Annotated in this window: 21 protein-coding genes, 1 tRNA gene and 2 pseudogenes; 11 read left to right on the forward strand and 13 right to left on the reverse strand. The window is 46.3% G+C overall.

Annotated features, from left to right (window positions below; genetic code table 11):
- Positions 1-174: 174 nt before the first annotated feature.
- Together LCF41_RS04605 and LCF41_RS04610 are read left to right on the forward strand one after the other, a co-directional pair.
- A complete protein-coding gene (locus LCF41_RS04605) occupies positions 175-948 on the forward strand; it encodes a winged helix-turn-helix domain-containing protein (RefSeq protein WP_225087083.1) in 774 nt (257 codons plus the stop codon).
- Positions 935-1,405, forward strand: coding sequence for a FidL (locus tag LCF41_RS04610; RefSeq protein WP_225087084.1), 471 nt, complete (start codon positions 935-937; stop codon positions 1,403-1,405). Before LCF41_RS04605 ends, LCF41_RS04610 begins: the two co-directional genes overlap by 14 nt.
- 136 nt (positions 1,406-1,541) lie before the next feature.
- On the opposite strand, the gene cueP is transcribed toward LCF41_RS04610, so the two are convergent.
- The 3 genes from cueP to LCF41_RS04625 form a co-directional block, all read right to left on the reverse strand.
- Positions 1,542-2,093: a copper-binding periplasmic metallochaperone CueP gene (cueP, locus tag LCF41_RS04615; RefSeq protein WP_225088099.1), complete on the reverse strand. Its 552-nt coding sequence runs from the start codon at positions 2,091-2,093 to the stop codon at positions 1,542-1,544.
- Positions 2,094-2,306: 213 nt separating this feature from the next.
- A complete protein-coding gene (locus LCF41_RS04620) occupies positions 2,307-2,708 on the reverse strand; it encodes a VOC family protein (protein ID WP_180743333.1) in 402 nt (133 codons plus the stop codon).
- Between the two features lie 88 nt (positions 2,709-2,796).
- The gene (locus LCF41_RS04625; protein WP_225087085.1) at positions 2,797-3,360 is read right to left on the reverse strand and encodes a TetR/AcrR family transcriptional regulator; all 564 of its coding nucleotides are present in this window, start codon (positions 3,358-3,360) and stop codon (positions 2,797-2,799) included.
- A 132-nt stretch (positions 3,361-3,492) separates the two neighbouring features.
- Between LCF41_RS04625 and LCF41_RS04630 the strand changes: the two genes are divergently transcribed.
- A complete protein-coding gene (locus tag LCF41_RS04630; RefSeq protein ID WP_180743331.1) occupies positions 3,493-4,026 on the forward strand; it encodes an HPP family protein in 534 nt (177 codons plus the stop codon).
- An 89-nt stretch (positions 4,027-4,115) separates the two neighbouring features.
- Here the strand turns inward: LCF41_RS04630 and LCF41_RS04635 are convergent.
- A pseudogene (locus tag LCF41_RS04635) lies at positions 4,116-4,373 on the reverse strand (TetR/AcrR family transcriptional regulator); the annotation flags it as partial.
- Between the two features lie 3 nt (positions 4,374-4,376).
- Here LCF41_RS04635 and LCF41_RS04640 point away from each other — a divergent pair.
- The 3 genes and pseudogenes from LCF41_RS04640 to LCF41_RS04650 all read left to right on the forward strand — a co-directional run.
- Positions 4,377-4,709: pseudogene (locus LCF41_RS04640) on the forward strand (NAD(P)H-dependent oxidoreductase); the annotation flags it as partial.
- Between the two features lie 60 nt (positions 4,710-4,769).
- Positions 4,770-5,972, forward strand: coding sequence for a methyltransferase (locus tag LCF41_RS04645; RefSeq protein ID WP_225087086.1), 1,203 nt, complete (start codon positions 4,770-4,772; stop codon positions 5,970-5,972).
- Positions 5,973-6,184: 212 nt separating this feature from the next.
- Entirely contained in the window at positions 6,185-6,604 is a 420-nt protein-coding gene (locus tag LCF41_RS04650) for a hypothetical protein (RefSeq protein ID WP_225087087.1), read from the forward strand.
- A gap of 115 nt (positions 6,605-6,719) precedes the next feature.
- Here the strand turns inward: LCF41_RS04650 and LCF41_RS04655 are convergent, their stop codons facing one another.
- Positions 6,720-7,907: an MFS transporter gene (locus LCF41_RS04655; RefSeq protein WP_225087088.1), complete on the reverse strand. Its 1,188-nt coding sequence runs from the start codon at positions 7,905-7,907 to the stop codon at positions 6,720-6,722.
- A 115-nt stretch (positions 7,908-8,022) separates the two neighbouring features.
- On the opposite strand from LCF41_RS04655, the gene LCF41_RS04660 reads away from it, so the two are divergent.
- Together LCF41_RS04660 and LCF41_RS04665 are read left to right on the forward strand one after the other, a co-directional pair.
- Positions 8,023-8,979: an AraC family transcriptional regulator gene (locus tag LCF41_RS04660; RefSeq protein ID WP_225087089.1), complete on the forward strand. Its 957-nt coding sequence runs from the start codon at positions 8,023-8,025 to the stop codon at positions 8,977-8,979.
- A 330-nt stretch (positions 8,980-9,309) separates the two neighbouring features.
- Positions 9,310-9,789 carry a hypothetical protein gene (locus LCF41_RS04665; RefSeq protein WP_225087090.1) on the forward strand — a complete coding sequence of 160 codons (480 nt, stop codon included), beginning with the start codon at positions 9,310-9,312 and terminating at the stop codon, positions 9,787-9,789.
- Between the two features lie 179 nt (positions 9,790-9,968).
- On the opposite strand, the gene LCF41_RS04670 is transcribed toward LCF41_RS04665, so the two are convergent.
- The 6 genes from LCF41_RS04670 to LCF41_RS04695 form a co-directional block, all read right to left on the reverse strand.
- Positions 9,969-10,130: a hypothetical protein gene (locus LCF41_RS04670; protein ID WP_225087091.1), complete on the reverse strand. Its 162-nt coding sequence runs from the start codon at positions 10,128-10,130 to the stop codon at positions 9,969-9,971.
- 782 nt (positions 10,131-10,912) lie between these two features.
- Positions 10,913-11,899, reverse strand: coding sequence for an SIR2 family protein (locus tag LCF41_RS04675; RefSeq protein ID WP_225087092.1), 987 nt, complete (start codon positions 11,897-11,899; stop codon positions 10,913-10,915).
- A gap of 395 nt (positions 11,900-12,294) precedes the next feature.
- On the reverse strand, positions 12,295-12,510 hold the full coding sequence (locus tag LCF41_RS04680) for a CcdB family protein (RefSeq protein WP_225087093.1): 216 nt from the start codon (positions 12,508-12,510) through the stop codon (positions 12,295-12,297).
- Positions 12,511-12,587: 77 nt separating this feature from the next.
- The gene (ccdA, locus tag LCF41_RS04685) at positions 12,588-12,806 is read right to left on the reverse strand and encodes a type II toxin-antitoxin system antitoxin CcdA (RefSeq protein ID WP_225087094.1); all 219 of its coding nucleotides are present in this window, start codon (positions 12,804-12,806) and stop codon (positions 12,588-12,590) included.
- A gap of 14 nt (positions 12,807-12,820) precedes the next feature.
- Positions 12,821-13,069 carry a helix-turn-helix domain-containing protein gene (locus LCF41_RS04690; RefSeq protein WP_010299606.1) on the reverse strand — a complete coding sequence of 83 codons (249 nt, stop codon included), beginning with the start codon at positions 13,067-13,069 and terminating at the stop codon, positions 12,821-12,823.
- Between the two features lie 84 nt (positions 13,070-13,153).
- Positions 13,154-13,408: a helix-turn-helix domain-containing protein gene (locus LCF41_RS04695; protein WP_225087095.1), complete on the reverse strand. Its 255-nt coding sequence runs from the start codon at positions 13,406-13,408 to the stop codon at positions 13,154-13,156.
- A gap of 104 nt (positions 13,409-13,512) precedes the next feature.
- Here LCF41_RS04695 and LCF41_RS04700 point away from each other — a divergent pair, with 104 nt between their 5' ends.
- Positions 13,513-13,755, forward strand: a complete 243-nt coding sequence (locus tag LCF41_RS04700; RefSeq protein ID WP_225087096.1) for a helix-turn-helix domain-containing protein — start codon at positions 13,513-13,515, stop codon at positions 13,753-13,755.
- A gap of 82 nt (positions 13,756-13,837) precedes the next feature.
- Here LCF41_RS04700 and LCF41_RS04705 read toward each other — a convergent pair.
- Positions 13,838-13,913 (reverse strand) — tRNA-Phe (locus LCF41_RS04705).
- A 313-nt stretch (positions 13,914-14,226) separates the two neighbouring features.
- Here LCF41_RS04705 and LCF41_RS22230 point away from each other — a divergent pair.
- Positions 14,227-14,358: a hypothetical protein gene (locus LCF41_RS22230; RefSeq protein WP_284144944.1), complete on the forward strand. Its 132-nt coding sequence runs from the start codon at positions 14,227-14,229 to the stop codon at positions 14,356-14,358.
- Between the two features lie 231 nt (positions 14,359-14,589).
- Positions 14,590-16,743 carry an ornithine decarboxylase gene (locus LCF41_RS04710; protein ID WP_225087097.1) on the forward strand — a complete coding sequence of 718 codons (2,154 nt, stop codon included), beginning with the start codon at positions 14,590-14,592 and terminating at the stop codon, positions 16,741-16,743.
- Between the two features lie 60 nt (positions 16,744-16,803).
- Here the strand turns inward: LCF41_RS04710 and ansP are convergent, their stop codons facing one another.
- A complete protein-coding gene (gene ansP, locus LCF41_RS04715; RefSeq protein WP_225087098.1) occupies positions 16,804-18,255 on the reverse strand; it encodes an L-asparagine permease in 1,452 nt (483 codons plus the stop codon).
- Positions 18,256-18,297 lie beyond the last annotated feature (42 nt).

Raw genomic sequence — 18,297 nt, forward strand, 5'->3', positions numbered from 1 at the left:
TAGCGACTTTGCGCGCTATATAATTGATTTTACTTTTATAGATAACGTATCGGTTGTTTTGGTGGAGTGCTATTTTCAGACTATTCTGTAGGTATTTTCATTAAAAAATAACGTATCTATCAAGCTACTTATAAAAAACGATAACGTCTCTTAATCGTGATGGAAAAAGGTCGTATGGTTTATTTGATTAATGATTTAATCATTTTTAATGAAGGAGAGGGGACACTTGCATGGATAGAACGTGAAAACGAAGCAACTTCTTTGAGTTTCCCTGTTTCTCGCTTGTTCTGCTTGCTCATTGAGAATCAGGGAGTTACGTTAAGCCGCGATTTTTTATTAAAGGAAGCATTAGAAAAACACGCACTTTGTCCTTCTCTTAATAATCTCAACAACTATCTTTCTCTCCTAAGGAAAGTATTGCGCGAATTTGACCTTTCAGATGCGATTGTGACTATTCCTAAATTGGGTATTATTTTTAACGTTAAAAGCGTCACTAACTATCCAGCAGTGGGTGAGGAGGAAAAAGAGAAAGAAAGGTTAAATCAGGAGGTTGAAGATAAAATTGAAGAAGATATCGATGACGGGGAAAAGTCATTTTCTATAGAGCATCACGCCATTCCTGAACCCGTAAAAAAGCAGAAATACATCATGTTCCTTCTCATATGGGCTGCGATAGTTGGGGTTTTTCTACTCGCGTTGGAGAACATCAATCGTTTTCCCTATCGGCCTCTTGTCGACGTGAAGATGAGCGGGAAATGCGATTTGTTTTATTTATATGACAGCGTTGGTTATCCTCTCCCCATCGACTATGAGAATCTCTGTTCAGATAACACATTGTTCTTCCTGTCTAAAAAAATCGTTATATCTGAAATGCTGGATAAGAAAAGTGAAATCGTTATTTCCTGCAGGAAAGATGGGAAGGGATGTGTAACTTATGTTAATAATTAAAGTCAGAAAGAAAATTTTTTGCACCACGGTGGTGCTTTTTATTTCATTTTCCCTGGGGATTATTTTTTATTTAAAAAGCAACTTATACAGAAAGCCGCTGATATGTCAGGGTGAGGTCACTTTTTATTCAGAAGAGCAACGTATCAGAACGGAATATGACGTCTATTTTTATCTAAATAATAAAAATAGAGCGCTGGTTTTAGTCAACGGCTTTTACCTCGGAAAGGATGGCGTGCCGCTGACGATTCGGCGTACATTCAGTTTTGACTCCGTTTGGGAAGGGAACCGATTAATGGTGCACAATATCCTGATAAACAAGAACATCAATGACAAAGCCCCCAATGATGCGATTCCCATATTGGCGGAAAATGATGTTATCCAGTTTGAAATGCTGACGAAGCATGCCTATCTGATTAGCACCGTACAATCGAAGATGGCGTGTAATATCCGCGATTAATGCCTGTAGAAATGGCTTGAGCCGCACAGTAAAAGGCTATCGAAAACCAAGCCAGATAGGGTTCTCGACAGTTTTCATTCTGCATGGCTCGGCTTCATCAGCATCGGGTGGCATTGTTGCCTTCGACTGCTTTCTGCTATGCCTCTTTCAATGGCAGTGTCGTCATGCAGGTCTGGCTGTCGTCATAGGTCGCAAACGGTGAACTGGCTACGCGCCCCTGATAGGTGACATTGATGGTTCCTTCAATATTGCGTGGTAACCATACGCCGACAAAACCATTCTGATGGCTGCTCAGGGTTTTCTGCACGATAACGTTACCTGCTTTATCCGTGATTTTTACCTCAAACGCCGTATTGGCGAGCTCACCCTTACACTCGGATAAACTGTGGTTAAAGCAGGGATGGGTTTGCTGAATATAAGGGGCGAATGAGAGATAAAATTTATCCCCTAACGGATAGCTGTACTGCTGTTGCCCATCGGATAGCTTCAGTTCCTTGCTGGTAACCGATGCGCTGTAGGGCAACGGTCTTGCCTGCGGCGATTGATCGATCGTATCGACAATCTGCTCGACAGTTTTCCCCGCCAGCCCCTGTTTGGCCAGGAACGCGTTGGCGTCAGTTGCCGCAGCGACACCCGGACCGCTCAATGTCAGAGCGAGTAGCGCTGCCATCATCTTTATCTTCATCATCATCTCCTCTCAATAGCGTCATCATCTGGAATCACAGGTTATGACGCTACACCTTCCCCCTACGGGAAGGTCAAAGGGTGGGATGTATAGAAAGGTAAAGTAATGTATTTACTGGTTTTTTATTGATTCTGGTCAATTTTATATCATGTTAAATGGCAGGTATATCCTGCCTTTATTGATGCGGGTCATGAGTCAAATTTTCTTAAGCCTTACTTACTGACCCGACCAGTAAAACTCGATGCGGATCCCGCTTGGCTCATAGCACATCATATGCATTGCCGGGCCACCGCTCACTAAAGCGGGCGCAAATTCAATGTTGATGTTATGCGCTGATAATTTCTCAGCGATCTCAAGCAGCGCCGCTTTGCTATCAACCTTAATGGCAAGATGATGCAAGCCGACATGACGTTTTCGATCGAACTGAACCGGCTCGGTGGTTTGCGTCTGCCAAAGTGTGAGCATTACCGTACCATCGCTGACGAAAATAGCGGGATAATCCTCTTTTCGTTTTACCTCTTTCCATCCCAGAAGCGTGGTAAAAAAGCGCGCGCTTTCTTCCAATGCTGATACCGTCAGACCTATATGGTGAACGCCGTGTGTGAGTGGTGAGTTCATGGTGACTTCCTCAATGAGGGATAAAGTTAATGACGACTACTTTGTTCGTCGGTTTGCTTCATCGGTGTGTAACAGCACCGGGTTATGGCTAAGAAGGACGAGGGAAGGCTAACCGTCTGGCGTGCTGGCGATAAACATCCTCGCCGCTGGTCAGGCCAACAAATTCGGCTCTCACGATCATCCCTTCAATAAAAGTCATGATCGCTTCGATTTTGTCTTCTTTTTCTGGCTCTTCGGCAGTGAATAGCGATAGTAAGAATGACTTGATCCAGGTTTTATGGCGGAGAGCCAGATCCGCAATCGCGTCGTCTTGCCCTTTAAACTCAGCCAGCGCATGCATGAACATACATCCCTTAAAGTTCATGGTTCGGAACCAGGAGAAATGCCAGTCCATCACGGCATCCAGACGACTTTCTGCGTTGTTAACGCCCGATACCACGCTGGTTAACCCTTCCTCAAAACGTGTATGTCGGCGAGCCAGCACGGCTTCAATCAACTTATTCTTTGAGCCGAAATGGCGATACATGGATGTTTTGGAGACCCCCGCCTTATCTCTAATTAAATCAACACCAACGGCGGTATAGCCAAATTCATTAAACAGCGCTTCGGCGATATCTAAAATGTGCTCTCTTTTGCCCATGCTCTCTTTCATCGTTTTTCTTCACCAATGATAGGTTGTTTTTGTATGTACAGATCTGTACTCTTTGTTGTGTGTGTACAGATCTGTACACTTAATGTAGCACAGCAATTTCATAACACGCATGTTTTTTATCGGAGATGGGCGATGAAGAGACTCAGAGGAGGTGGCGCGTTGCCACCAAAGCCAACATTTATCCAGTTAATGAAAGGGTTAGTTGGTGGGAGCATCGGGATTCTAATCCTAAGTTATTTGGGGCAGTCCAGCGGTGTACCTTGGTTGATGGCGCCTTTCGGGGCAACTTGCGTCATTTTATTTGCTGCGTCAGCGTCTCCATTCGCACAGCCGAGGAACGTTATTGGGGGGCATTTCATTACGTCAGCCGTAGGACTGATTGCTTTATATGGATTCGGCGACACAATCGTTGTGTTGTCGCTGGCTGTGGGTGTAGCGACAATGCTGATGCAATATTTTCGTGCGGTTCACCCACCGGCAGGTGCCAACCCGCTGGTGATTATTCTGGCTGGGAAAAGTGCCGTGGGGGTTGAGTTCTTAGTCACACCCGTTCTATTGGGGAGCATTGTGCTGGTGGCGATCGCCGCCGTGATCAATAACTATGCTGAGGAAAGCCACTGGCCTGCGTATTGGCACGGTATTGGACAGCGCAAACGCCAGCCCTGAGACAGTCTGACTCAAGGATGAGTCGGCGTTTTGATGTAGGGCTCACTCACCAGAATGAGAAGGTTGCAGCTATTTTTCATGTGACTGTTTTACATGGAAATAGTATGAGTTTTGCTCGCACTACACCTTTGCACCATCGTGACAATCACCTGAAACAGTTCATCTTTAGCCTGCTGTTCCGTAATAATCCCTTTCACCGTGGCATAGGATAATCCTTCGGCGGAGCCGAGCATCGCGCGTAATGCCGGGTCACGAAGTGGCTTACCCGCACAGAATGGCGCAAAGAGATCGCGGCATTTTTGCGTGAAAGTGGCATCGTACTCCTGCCTGATTTGCTCAAGCGCGGGGGGCCGATTTACTGGTGGTCCATACCGGGATTATTGAAAGGGTGGATCGACCGCGTTTTTTCAAACGGTTGGGCTTATGAAGAAACGGCCGATGGGCAGGTGGTAAAGAAATTGGGGCATTTGCCGGTGCATCTTGTGGCGCTGGGGGCGGTCAACCAGAGGACGTTTGAAAAACGTGGCTACGCCGATGCCTTTCATGCACAGATCGCAGACGGGATTTTTGACTACTGCGGTGCTTCAGTTCTGACGTCTGAAATGCTGTTGATGCCAGAACGGGTAACGCCCGAGGCGTGTATCGATGCTGCACACCATATTGGCAGGCGCATTTTCCGGTAATTTCGGAGATTGATCTACCGTTAACACCTCATACGATTAAAACAAAGGCGTATTTAAATAATGCGGCTTTACTCCCTTATTTATTCTGGCCGGACGGTAAATGGCGGATTACCGCTCGGCCAAACGGATGATATGTTTTTAGCCTCATTTCAGCATACTTTGCGTATCAGTATAAATGCCGTACTAGATCATAAACTCATCCTCGTAATGAAATTAGATAATAAAGGGAAAGCTATGAATTCCGCTGAGCATATTAAAAATATTTCAGAAATCATGATGATGCCTCTGGCAGCAAAAGCACTATGCGTAGCAGCAGAAATAGGGATCGCAGATAAAATAGGGGATGGAGGTTCACGTATTGCTGAATTAGCCAAAGCGTGTCATGTCGGTGAAAAAAGCGTACTGGATATTATAAAAGTGCTTGAGGTCTTTGGTTTCTTTGAGGTGAAAGATGAAAGTATTATTAAAAATAACGCCCGCTCTGCGCTACTGATGTCGGATCACGTAAACTCAATGAAAAATTTCTGTATGCTGTTTGGCAATGAATATTATCAGGGGTTTGATGGCTTACTGCATACGTGTCGTACGGGCGCATCAGGGTTTAAGCAAGTATTTGGCCTGACATTATATGAGCACCTGGCGAACTCCGCATCGCGCGCAGAAATTTACGATCTCGCTATGCGGGATTTATCACGCCCCGTTGGTTATGTATTGGCGAAAGAATATGCCTCTCTTTTTAATAAGACGCGCAGTGTAGTCGACATTGGCGGCGGTAGCGGCGTTATTCTGATTGAGATTATAAAACAGTATCATAACCTGACCGGTTGTCTTTTCGATATGACGGGGGTTTGTAGCCGAAGTGAAAAGAGTGTCGCACAGCACTATCCTGAATTGAAAGAAAGAATGGTTTTCACTCCCGGCAGTTTCTTTGAGGCGATTCCCTCTGGTTATGATGTTTATCTGCTTAAAAATATATTGCACAACTGGAACGATGAATTTTGCCTGAAGATATTAAAAGCCATCGCGCAATCCATTGGGCATTCGACGCTATTAATTATTGAACCTCTGCTGGAACATGAAGAAACCTCCCCAAGATTATTGATGAATGCGCTTTTTCAATCAGTGATTTGTCAGGATGGTACGCGATACAGAACCTTGAAAGATATGGAAGATATTCTGACGTTAAGTGGGTTAACCATTGTTGATACAAAGAAAATAACCACGGGTCATACGGTCATTGAAATTCAATTGAATACTAAATAGCGCGAGTGAAATGCTTCATTTCTCATGTCGCCATTTATATAACGTAATAGCATTGTTTTTTTATTTAAATAAAGATGTCTATTTCTACGCATTGCGAGCAAGGCATGTTTTCCTTTCTCGCTTTATCAGAGGGCGGGGGCAACTTCGAAACAACGGAGAACCGTCATGTTAACGTTGTCATTTTCACTGAACATTATCTAAGAGAGGCTCCAATGAAAATATTCCAATCCTACTGGCTACCTTTGGTATCAGCATTGGGATTAAGCATGCTTTCCAATTATTCGCACGCGGCAGTATTTGTTTGCAGCAACGACGCTTGCAGCAATTGGACTGCCATCACCCAGGCGCAGCTTAATACTAAGTCTACCGATGGAGAAGGGACTACCATTCTCCAGACCCTCAGCGAGTCATCTGAAGCCAGTGTCGTCAATGGCTACAACAGCACAGGCAACACGAATCTCTATCTGAAAAACAGTTTATGGCACATTGGGGGTGTCGAGCCTATAAAGGGCAAACAGCATGTGACGGCGTATGTCTATAAATCCACTGATCTCAATACTCGTCTCAAAACCTGCCACGCTTTCTCGTACAAGAAAGATCTCAAAGGGCCTTACTTCGCGACCTGCCAGTAAGCAGATATCTAAACCCGTCAAAAAGCACGACCCAGACGTCGTGCTTTTCTGATGTTTCTGAATCAAGACGTTATTTAAGGAAGGCTAGCCGGAAGATAGAGGTCAACATACCGCTTTATTGTGCGCGAACCCGCACGCCTGCAAAAACAATCACCATTGCCGATACCAGCAATAATCCGCTACCCGCAAAGACACCGCTGGCTCCGTTGAGGTCAAATATCACCCCGCCACCCGCGGCACCTGCCCCGATGGCAAACTGGATCGATGCCACCAGTAAACCCCCTGCGCTTTCGGCTTCGTCCGGTACGGTGGCCGCAAGCCAGGTTGACCACCCGACAGGCACCAGACCAAACGCAAATCCCCACATCGCGACCAACAGGCCGTCCAGCATTGCCAGATGCCCAAAGGCCACCATCGTCAACGCCAGAACGCCCATAACAAAGGGGACCAGCGCCAGCGTCAGGCGTAAGTTCCGGGCCAGTAAATAACCGGCAATCGAAGTACCAACAAAATTCGCGAGGCCAAAGCCGAGTAAAATCAGAGAAATGCTTTCGACGCTTGCCTGCCCGACGGTTTCCAGAAACGGTCGCAGGTAGGTGAAAAAGGCGAAATGTCCGCTGAAGATCAGCACCGTTGCCAGCAACCCGCCGATCATGCCCGGACGGCGCAGCACACGAAGTAGTGTTCCCAGACTACCGCTGCTTTCCGGCTTCATTGATGGCAACACCGAGAGCTGCCACAACAGCGCCAGAGCGCTCGGCAAAATGCAGAGAATAAAGACGTTGCGCCAGCCAATCAAACTCCCCAGATAGCTGCCAAGCGGTGCCGCAACGACGGTGGCAATCGACACGCTGGAGAAGATCACCGCCAGCGCTTTCGGCACTTTATCCTCAGGCACAAGACGCATCGCCGTGGCGGTGGACATGGCCCAGAATCCCCCAATCGCAACGCCTAGCAATAAACGCCCGAATAGCAACACATGCAGATTGGGAGCAAACGCGACCAACAGGCTGGAGATGATTTGAAGCACCGAGAAAAACATTAGTACCCAACGGCGGTCGATACTTTTGGTCGCCGGTGTGATGAGCAAACCGGTTACCAGCGCGACCAGCGCCGTTGCGGTTACCGCCTGACCCGCCATTCCTTCTGTAACGCCTAAACTTGCTGCCATCGGCGTTAATAAACTGGCTGGTAGAAACTCAGCCGTAATCAGGCCAAATACCCCCAGTCCCAGTGAATAAACGGCTCGCCAGGCGGGTTTTGCTGGCGCGATGGCCTCACTTGCCGCTATACATGAATTCATCTGTTACTCTCTCGTTAGAAAAATGTGACAACCGTCACGAAGCATAGAGTGTTCCTCGTGGACGATCTATGACATATACTCTTCACTTATTGATTATTCGTCCGGAGTTGCTGCCATGACCGTTCAGTCACCCGATTTGATCAGCGAGCTTCTGCGTGGGATGCGTCTTTCCGGGGTGACATATCGCCGAATTGAAACCCATGCTCCCTTTGGCCTGGCGTTCCGCTACGAACCTGGTAAAGCGCAGTTTCATTTTGTCAGCCAGGGAACAGCACTGCTGCGCATGGAGAGCGGCGCGACATTTGTGCTAAAAAGCGGGGATGCGCTGTTTATTCCTAACGGGAATTCGCATGCGCTGCTCTCTGACGAAAAGGCTGACGTCACGCCAGTCTCTGCATTTCCCAGTGAAGCGATTTGTAATTCTGTCTGTGCGATCGACTGCAAGCCCTGCACAGACACCGAGAACACGGTGATCTTCAGCGGATGCATGGATTTTGAGCTGGGTGGAATGCAGCCGCTGATCAAAGCGATGCCGGAAGTCATGATGGTGAGCCGCCTGATGTCGACCTGGCCGGAAATCCATCCGATTCTTGCGGCGATGGAACGTGAATCGATGATGCGTCAGGTGGGCTTCGCCGGCATTCTGGCAAGGCTGGCCGATGTGGTCGCGGCGCTCATCGTGCGCGGATGGGTTGAAGCTGGCTGCGGTAAAGCGACGGGCTGGGTACAGGTACTGCGCGATCCGCGACTGAGCAGGGCGATTTACGCGATGCATCAGAATCCGGGCATCAACTGGAACGTCGCGGAACTGGCAAAAGAGGCGGGCACCTCCCTCTCTGTTTTTGCCGAGCGGTTTCTCTCTGCAACCGGGACTACGCCCGTAAAATATCTCAGCGAGCTGCGCATGCGCTTAGCTGTTCAGTACATCCGTCATGAGCATCAGCCGATTGAAACGGTGGCGCTACGTCTGGGTTACGGATCGCTGGCGGCGTTCAGCCGGGCATTTAAACGCATCGTAGGTCATGCACCGGGAACGCTGCGGGAAACCCGTCAGGTTTCTGAGGAGGTGTGATGGGGAGTGATATTTGCAGCTAACGTGGCCATCGCATCGATTGTTGTTGGCGGTGGTATGTAAGCATCCCGGTAAAGCGGCCTATTCATTTTTAGCGCTCTGCCGACATAATACAGAATGAAGAGCATAACGGCTGATGGCGTCGTTATGTTTTTGCTGTTTAAATCATCACGGATAATCCAGATACTTCACCTGCCAACAATAACCCATCACGATAAATAACCTACGCCAAAAGACGAATTTCTTTTTTTATCTCTGCTGTTATTTTTAAAAATGTTTATAGCAACACTGTATGTCTGATGAATATCATTTTAATGAGGAGATAAAGATATGCCATCTATTTATTATCGTGGGGATAATCGGGCCATTGGGGACATTCAGAAAACCGGGTTCCAGCCACAAATAGAGTCGTGCCGAGGGAGGACACCAGTTCAGGCAATCGCGTATATTCAGAAAATTATTAAAGATAACAATTTCAAAAGCCTTGCGGATATTGGTGCCTATATTATCAGTAGCTCAAAAGGTGACTCTGTTTCCACCTCTTGTGTCCTGGATGGCGCATCCTACGGGAAGTATAAGTATCAAATCACTGCACCGCAGAATGCCCTGTATTTTGAATTCAATCTCGATGGTAGCGTGGGTGCACAGCAGCCAAATCAAGGGAATATGTTCGGGCGCAAGCCGTACTACATTTTAACCAACGTTAACCCAGCGCTTAGTCAGTACGTTATTGTTGGCACACGGACTGCCACACAGGAAGCCACGTTTTTTACTGATATCCCCAGTGGCTGGATAACGTTACTGAGTTAATTGCATTTCATCATTGCCATTATCGTAACGTAACGATGCGTCATTTTTTATCGGGTTTCACAACCTGAATATTTTGTGGTGTCAGTAATCTTATAGCTATATAGCTGCAATGCCGTTGGTTTAATCAACAACAGCATATTTTTTCCACATAACCAAACTTCAAAAGCGAACCGTCCAGACTATTGTTGCAATATATTCAGGCTTTCTTGCAGCGAGAGAATATCGTCCGGCGATCCTTTACCTTCTACGGTATTGGTAAAGTAGTTGTAATCGAGATCAATCCATTTCTGCAATTTCGCTTCATCGTTCTCTGAATTAGTGGTGCACGGACTCGGGATCATTCAGCTTTCTATTAAATTGAATATTAGATTCAATTTTGACCGTGGTATCGTCAAGAACCGTGGTTTGATCCGTATTTTTCTATATTCATTATCGTAATATAAATTAAATTAGGAAGTCCTGTAATTTGGATTCCATGGGGAATAGAGTATTATAAATAGCAGTTCAAAGGCGTTTGTCTAAAATTTATTCTCTATGACAGTCTGGCTATTATAAGCGAAGTTTTTAGATGATTTTTCGTGATGTATATGCTCGAGATCAATAGTGGTAACATTAGGTTTTCTATGGATGATTATGTTAGCTAACATATTGAATAACAGTCTTTAAGTATTAAAGACTGTTATTTTGATGAGTAGGCTTTAATTTCTATCTGCGAACGATATTCATCTTTTCTTCGAATAGTTCTAGTAGTGGATTAAATTCTTCTAAATGATTCTTCTCTATTAAATGTTTTAATATCTTGGGAAGGGTTGATTCAATTCCCGATTTTATCATTTCTAAATTTGATAAATTTTCAGGAATATTTTCATCAATGAATTTATTCAGCTTGGTTATAAAGTCATCAGGAATAGGATATCCATTGGAAATTAATATTAATCTTTCAATATAGTCACTTGGTGTTATACATGGGGAGATTAAAATGTTATTCCTTACAAAGGAATTGACAAGATCTTGTACCTCATCAGAACCAATGTTTTTCAAATTTATTAATAGATTGGTTGTTATAAATTTTTTCCATTCTATACTTTTTCCCTCTATTACAACTAGTGCTGCTTTTAATAAATTAGAATTTTGGTAACGTGCAGTTCGACAATTTTTTACATATGTGATCTGGGGATACAATTTTGTATTGAGATAAAATGCTAATTTTATTATCTAAGCTCCTGTTTATTCTATTAGTTAGCACTTCATTTAACTTTTCTTTTTTGTTTTTTTTCTCAACAAGAGAGAGAGTTAAATCATTATCTATTTTTTTTAGGTTTTCATTAATAGATAATAAATCTTTTTTTATTAGTTCATCTGGTTTGTGAATTGTTTCTAGATTTTGAAAGAAATTAAGATATAAATCTTTATAAGAAAGTTTTTTTTCTAATGGTGCAAGTAATGATATTCCATGGTTTTTTAAGTATTGTGCTTGTGCTTGTGCTTCATCGAAGTTATTTTGAAGTAGATATTTTGGGGGGGTTGCTTTGGATATGCTAGTTATCCATGACACAATTTGTTTTAAATTATAATCGTTGTATGAATAACCTAAGAAAACAATTGTATTTGTTGAAAATATCCCTTTGATATAGTTTTCAATTAAAGGGAAGTTCTGGCTATATTTTAAATAATCATCTTCTTTGAATATAAAATTATGTTGTCTAAAATCTCCATGCATTTTAATTATTTTTTTATCTAAATTACTTTGTGCTAAGTCAGTGTCTGAACTAACTAGCTCATAAGCAAGGCTCATTTCTTTAACTGTTTTTTCAATTAGGTTGTCCCAGTTTGTTGTAATTACATGATGAGGGTTTAAGTAAAATAGTTTCTTATGGAATGAGCTTGGTTCTAAATCTTTAATCGATGACTTGACCTTATTTTCATAAGTGTGTTGTCCATATTTTAGAAAGTAAAGTTGGGCTATTTTCAAATGGTCATTTTCATTGTATATGTTTAAATCTTCTTTTAATTCATCGATTAATTCATTCCAGCTCGGTGTTTTTATTAAGTCTGTTTCGCTAAATTTTGAAAATCCGGCACCTATAAAAAAAACTAGTTTGTTATCCAAGCTTGATTGCAATATATCTTTTAGATGCTTTTCTGGGAAAGATAGGTGATTTTTTTCATTATCAGGAAATCCTTTTGTGTGTACTTATGATTTGTTGGTGTTCATTAGTAGTGATAAAATATTATACAATGACTTTGATCGATTTTATAATATTTTACCACATTTTTTATAATTTATACAAATGGTAGTGCAGGTGATGGATTATAAAAGAATTATTTCAAGTATAATGCTCTAGTATCAAATAGATGGTTGTTTGTGTTTTTATAGACAGGGGTGATGACTATATTTTTTTATAAGTATTCTAGAAAATAGACCTATCTCTTAGATAGTTTTTCGGAATATTTTCATTAAGGAACAATTAATATGCGAAATTCTCCTCAAACACTCTGACACCTCTAAAATCCCCCAAAAATAAGATTAATAGCATCCTTTATCTCATCGGCATACTCGCCAAGATCCGCGATAGCTTCACCAATAACCTCAACGGGAACGCTCGATAGCTCAGTGGCAATCAATCGATAATCTTCGCCGTTGATGCGGATCTGAGGGAACAGCGTCTTATTCACTTTATCAGACAGATCATGCGCTTCTATAGTGGTATGACTATACACTGCTTTAGTGTCTTGACAATATCACTCTGCTTTTTACTTACTGGCTCGTTTGTATTCATAAACAACGAATTACACGATCACCAGTTCCTATTTTCATCCGCAAAGGAACTATACTGCGCGATAAATCGGGCGACTTCTTCCATCCCTTCGCGGTTTTCCTTCTTCCACACCTCAGTTTTGATGCGGTGGGCTTCCTTGCCCATGACGTCATTCGCCAGACCGGAAATATTGATTCCGGCAGCATTGGGAATCTGATTATCGTCTTTGTCCACGGCAATACTAATCCGACGCTTCATTGCCATGATCCTCTTTAACCAAGCGCTTTATATTTTGCAGGGATCTTAGCAATAATGCTGGCGGGGTCTAGAGAAAGTAAACGGGCGATATGGATAAATTCTACGATGTCTAACCTTCTTTCTCCGTTCTCAACTTTGGCGATAAACGATTGAGGACGATCCAGCGCTAGTGCCAGGTTTCCCTGCGTGATCCCTTTGGCAATGCGTGCTTCACGTAATGCCTTGATAACGATTTGATATTCATCAGAGTAAACAGAAGCCATCGATTCAACCCCATAAAATTTGGGATCAAATATCAGTCGTTCACTACTTTATCCCAAAGTGGGATAATTAGTTTTTTGTGTTGATTATTTAATGCTATCTTTCTGTATTTTATGCGCTATTTTTTCTAAAACAGTGGAAGCGTCTACAGATAGCAGGTGGGCGATGTGGATAAATTCAACAACATCCAGCCTACGTTCCCCATTCTCGATTTTGGCTACAAAAGACTGAGGTCGACCTAAAGCGTTCGCCAAATTTTCTTGGGTCATGCCTTTTTCGATTCTGGCCTCTCGCAGTATTTTTATAACTGATTGATATTCATTTGAATAAATCGATGCCATTTTGGTGACCTTGAGTAATATCCCAAAATCGAATATCAATCATTTCTCTTTTTATCCCAAAATGGGATAATTGAGGCAATTCATCATAGGGAGAGGTAAGAGAAATGGATAAGCACGATTGGCATCCGGCAGACATTATTGCTGGCTTAAGGAAGAAAGGAACAACGCTTGCGGCGGTATCAAGAGCATCAGGATTAGCGTCTTCAACACTCGCTAACGCACTAACAAGACATTGGCCCAAAGGCGAAAGGCTAATTGCCTGTGCATTGGGAAAGCAGCCGGAGGAGATTTGGCCGTCACGGTATCAAGACACGAGCATGAATCATGGGGAAGGGGAGGCGAGATAACACTCTTGTAGAGAATCGAACCCTATTCAGGACCCATTCCCCAAAAGCAAAAACCCGCCTTTTGGGCGGGTTCTCTGAATAGTGGTGCCCGGACTCGGAATCGAACCAAGGACACGAGGATTTTCAATCCTCTGCTCTACCGACTGAGCTATCCGGGCAACGGGGCGAATTAAACCGTATTGGCCGCGTGGCGTCAACGGGTTTCTGTCACAAAGCGGAGCGCCTGCGTTATTTTCAGGCAATTGTATTATTTGCTAGCCAGTTTCTGGCGATCCTTTCAGCATGCTTAGCGTGATAATGTTTCTTCCTGATGCGCGCGGCATGTTTCGTTGCACTTTTTACCGTATTGAGTACAGGCTGGATTGTTGAATTTGATGAAGAATAATGCCACTATTGCGCGGTTTTTTAACGTCTCGTTCACCTGAACGCCCCTTTAAGCGTAGTTAGCGTTAGCTAAAGAGGATTGCCGATATGTCAGATTCATTGCTCATGGTGCAAAACGCTCGCGCCAGTTCGTTGATGACGTCACTGCGCGTTTCTTCTTTCCACCGCTGCGCGATTGACTTTTCTTCCTGTCGATTATCCTCCTTCACCATGCGGTGAGGCGTTCGTTCGCTCACTGTTAGGCATGAGTAAAAATAGAGTACGCCTCTGCTTTTACTGATGTCTATCGGATGGTGCTGGCTCCAGTTTTTCCATTCTTGGCCTACAGTTTAGCTGTAGGGGTCATACGCTTGTCGTTATTGATTGGCATTGTGATTGGTCGGGATTGTTATCCCTGAACGGTGTCTTCCAGGCACGTACACTTACCCTTAACCGTTTGGGTTTGGTTACATGAAACAGTTAAAAATTGCGGCGAATGCAGCGGTTGCCACCCGTTTAATCACAACGCGCGAGATTGTCGCGTTGAGTCAGACCGACTTCACCGATGTGGCGGCGGTCGTGGTTTCGATTGAAGAAGCCCGCAGCGGCATTCTGTCGATATTGCAGCACACGGGCTTTAGTATCCCGGCGTTTGTCGAAGAGCCTGATGAGGATAAAGAGTTAGATGTTCTGCCTGCGGGCAGCGAATGGCTGATTCTTGATGACGACGGTGAGCACGCCAACGTGTTGGAACGTGCGGCGAAAGCCTATCAGGATGCGCTATTGCCGCCGTTTTTCGATACGCTGACCAAATACGTCAATATGAAAAACACGACGTTTGCCTGTCCAGGGCATCAGGGCGGCCAGTTCTTCCGCAAGCATCCGGCGGGGCGTCAGTTTTTTGAGTTTTACGGCGAGAACGTGTTCCGTTCGGACATCTGTAACGCAGACGTCAAACTGGGCGACTTGCTGATCCATGAAGGTGCGGCGAAGAAGGCGCAGAAGCACGCCGCGCGCGTGTTTAACGCGGATAAAACCTATTTCGTGTTGAACGGCACGTCCTCCGCGAACAAAGTGGTGACGAACGCGCTGCTGGCGCGTGGCGATCTGGTGCTGTTTGACCGTAACAACCATAAATCCAACCACCACGGTGCACTGATTCAGGCAGGCGCGACGCCAGTTTATCTGGAAACCGTGCGTAATCCGTTCGGTTTTATCGGCGGCGTGGATGCGCACTGTTTTGATGAAGCCTATTTGCGCAAGCTGATCGCGGAAGTCGCGCCGGAGCGTGCCAATGAGCCGCGCCCGTTCCGTCTGGCCGTCATCCAGCTCGGCACCTATGACGGCACGATTTATAACGCGCGTCAGGTGGTCGATAGCATCGGGCATCTGTGTGACTACATTCTGTTTGACTCTGCGTGGGTGGGCTACGAGCAGTTTATCCCGATGATGGAGCAGTGCTCGCCGCTGCTACTGGATCTGAATGAGAACGATCCGGGGATTTTCGTGACCCAGTCGGTACATAAGCAGCAGGCCGGCTTCTCCCAGACTTCTCAGATCCACAAAAAAGATACCCATATCAAAGGCCAGCGCCGTTTCTGCAATCATAAGCAACTGAATAACGCCTTTATGCTGCATGCTTCGACCAGCCCGTTTTATCCGCTGTTCGCTGCGCTAGACGTCAATGCCAAAATGCACGAAGGGGCAAGCGGGCGTCGGATGTGGATGGACTGCGTGAAGCTGGGCATTGAGGCGCGTAAGCAGCTGCTGACGCGTTGTTCGCTTATCAAACCGTTCGTACCCGTGACGGTGGGGGGCGCGCTTTGGCAGGATCATGACACGGAAACCATCGCGCAGGACGTACGCTTCTTCAACTTTGAGCCGGGTGAGAAATGGCACGCGTTTGAAGGTTATGCGGAGGATCAGTATTTTATCGATCCTTGCAAATTACTGCTGACTACGCCAGGTATTGATGCGATCAGCGGTGATTATACCGAATTTGGTATTCCGGCGACGATCCTGGCCAACTACCTGCGCGAGCACGGCATCATCCCGGAAAAATGTGATATGAACTCGATCCTGTTCCTGCTAACGCCAGCGGAAGATGCTGCCAAAATGCAGGAACTGGTGAATGCGCTGGTGCATTTCGAGACGCTCATCGCCCGCGATGCACCGCTGAGTGAAGTGCTGCCCAGCCTGTATCAGAAATACAAAGAGCGTTACCGTGGTTACCGACTGCGTCGGCTGTGTCAGGAAATGCATGACTTTTACGCTCAGCACAACGTGAAAGATCTGCAAAAAGCCATGTTCCGCAAAACCGAGTTTCCGTCCGTGGTGATGTTGCCGCAGGATGCCAACAGAGAGTTTGTGCGCGGCAATATCGAACTGGTTCCTATCGCCGAAGCAGAAGGGCGTATCGCGGCAGAAGGCGCATTGCCGTATCCGCCGGGCGTGCTGTGTGTCGTGCCGGGAGAAACCTGGGGCGGGGCGGTACAGCGCTATTTTCTGGCGCTGGAAGCGGGTATTAACCTGCTGCCGGGCTTCTCACCGGAATTGCAGGGCGTTTACAGCGTCGCGGAAGAAGATGGCAGCAAGCGCTTGTACGGTTACGTAGTAGAAGAGTAATTACGGATAGCGGTAAGCTAAGACACTCAGGCTCGGAAACGAGCCTGAGTTTTTTCTGTCTTAACGCAGGCTGGAGTCCTGTTGGTTGGCGAGTTTCACCGCTTCGCGCTGTTTTTTCAGCCCGCGCCAGCCGATGATCAGCATGATCGTCAGTACCGGAATCGTCGCAATCGTCCAGGTGCCGTTCGGGTAATCAAACGCCATCAGCCCCAACACACTCACCAGAAAAGCCAGCGTCAGCCACGATGTCACGGGCGCTCCGGGCATTCTGAATGCAACCGGCTTGGCTTTCCCCTGACGAATCGCTTTACGCAACTGCATCTGGCACAGAATGATAAACGCCCAGGAACAGATAATGCCGAGCGAGGCGATATTCAAAACGATCTCAAATACCTGCGACGGTACCACGTAGTTCAGCACTACGCCGATGATGTGAATGCCGACCGTCACCAAAATACCGGTATAGGGCACGGACTGCGTACTCATTTTTGACAGGAAAGCGGGAGCCGAACCGCCCAGCGACAGCGAGCGCAGAATGCGCCCCGTCGAGTACAGACCGGAGTTCAGGCTGGACAGCGCAGCGGACAGCACCACAATATTCATGATCGTGCCGATATAGGGAACGCCGAGCTTGCTGAAGAAGGTCACGAACGGGCTTTGCCCCGCCTGATAAGCGTTCCACGGCAGCAGGCAGACCAATAGCGCGACAGAGCCGACGTAGAACAGGCCGATACGCCAGATAACGCTGTTGACCGCTTTCGGCAGCACTTTCTCCGGGTCTTTACATTCGCCTGCGGTTGTTCCGATGATCTCGATACCGGCAAAGGCAAATATCACCCCCTGAACCAGCACCAGCGCGGGCAGAATCCCGTGCGGGAACAGGCCACCGTTGTCGGTAATCAGGTGCAGACCGGGCGTGTTGCCGTCCAGCGGGCTGCCTGTGCCGAGATAGACCGTACCGACCACCAGAAAAATGGCGATGGCTGCGACCTTAATCAGCGCGAACCAAAACTCCATTTCGGCAAACCATTTCACGCCAATCAGGTTCATCAGCGTGACGATGGACAGCGCACCCAGCGCGAACAGCCACTGCGGAACATCGGCAAAGGTGCCCCAGTAGTGCATGTAGAGCGCGACGGCGGTGATGTCGACAATGCCGGTCATCGCCCAGTTGAGGAAGTACATCCAGCCAGCCACATAGGAGGCCTTTTCACCCAGAAACTCGCGCGAGTACGACACGAAGCTGCCGCTGGTGGGGCGATGCACGATCAGCTCGCCTAATGCACGCAGAATGAAAAAAGAGAAGATGCCGCAAACCAGATAGACCAGCGCCAGTGCTGGCCCTGCCATTTGCAGACGTGCACCTGCACCAAGAAACAAACCGGTGCCGATGGAGCCGCCAATCGCGATCATCTGTACGTGGCGGTTGCCGATACTTTGGTGATAACCCTTTTCGTGGAGACGTTGCTCGGCGGCATGACGCTCGCTATTGGTTGAGGAATGTTGTGTCATTTACTCGGTGTTTTCCTGTCTGTCACGCATCTCTTGGCGACG

It is taken from the genome of Pectobacterium colocasium (genome assembly GCF_020181655.1).
Lineage (GTDB): Bacteria > Pseudomonadota > Gammaproteobacteria > Enterobacterales > Enterobacteriaceae > Pectobacterium > Pectobacterium colocasium.

Coding starts and splice junctions, on each gene's coding strand:
- LCF41_RS04630 (WP_180743331.1), top strand. CDS start 3,493: ATGAAGAGACTCAGAGGAGGTGGCGCGTTGCCACCAAAGCCAACATTT.
- LCF41_RS04690 (WP_010299606.1), bottom strand. CDS start 13,069: ATGGCTTCTGTTTACTCTGATGAATATCAAATCGTTATCAAGGCATTA.
- LCF41_RS04610 (WP_225087084.1), top strand. CDS start 935: ATGTTAATAATTAAAGTCAGAAAGAAAATTTTTTGCACCACGGTGGTG.
- LCF41_RS04695 (WP_225087095.1), bottom strand. CDS start 13,408: ATGGCATCGATTTATTCAAATGAATATCAATCAGTTATAAAAATACTG.
- LCF41_RS04710 (WP_225087097.1), top strand. CDS start 14,590: ATGAAACAGTTAAAAATTGCGGCGAATGCAGCGGTTGCCACCCGTTTA.
- LCF41_RS04650 (WP_225087087.1), top strand. CDS start 6,185: ATGAAAATATTCCAATCCTACTGGCTACCTTTGGTATCAGCATTGGGA.
- LCF41_RS04660 (WP_225087089.1), top strand. CDS start 8,023: ATGACCGTTCAGTCACCCGATTTGATCAGCGAGCTTCTGCGTGGGATG.
- LCF41_RS04620 (WP_180743333.1), bottom strand. CDS start 2,708: ATGAACTCACCACTCACACACGGCGTTCACCATATAGGTCTGACGGTA.
- LCF41_RS04605 (WP_225087083.1), top strand. CDS start 175: ATGGTTTATTTGATTAATGATTTAATCATTTTTAATGAAGGAGAGGGG.
- LCF41_RS04645 (WP_225087086.1), top strand. CDS start 4,770: ATGCGGCTTTACTCCCTTATTTATTCTGGCCGGACGGTAAATGGCGGA.
- cueP (WP_225088099.1), bottom strand. CDS start 2,093: ATGATGAAGATAAAGATGATGGCAGCGCTACTCGCTCTGACATTGAGC.
- ansP (WP_225087098.1), bottom strand. CDS start 18,255: ATGACACAACATTCCTCAACCAATAGCGAGCGTCATGCCGCCGAGCAA.
- LCF41_RS04670 (WP_225087091.1), bottom strand. CDS start 10,130: ATGATCCCGAGTCCGTGCACCACTAATTCAGAGAACGATGAAGCGAAA.
- LCF41_RS04625 (WP_225087085.1), bottom strand. CDS start 3,360: ATGAAAGAGAGCATGGGCAAAAGAGAGCACATTTTAGATATCGCCGAA.
- LCF41_RS04700 (WP_225087096.1), top strand. CDS start 13,513: ATGGATAAGCACGATTGGCATCCGGCAGACATTATTGCTGGCTTAAGG.
- LCF41_RS22230 (WP_284144944.1), top strand. CDS start 14,227: ATGTCAGATTCATTGCTCATGGTGCAAAACGCTCGCGCCAGTTCGTTG.
- LCF41_RS04665 (WP_225087090.1), top strand. CDS start 9,310: ATGCCATCTATTTATTATCGTGGGGATAATCGGGCCATTGGGGACATT.
- ccdA (WP_225087094.1), bottom strand. CDS start 12,806: ATGAAGCGTCGGATTAGTATTGCCGTGGACAAAGACGATAATCAGATT.
- LCF41_RS04655 (WP_225087088.1), bottom strand. CDS start 7,907: ATGAATTCATGTATAGCGGCAAGTGAGGCCATCGCGCCAGCAAAACCC.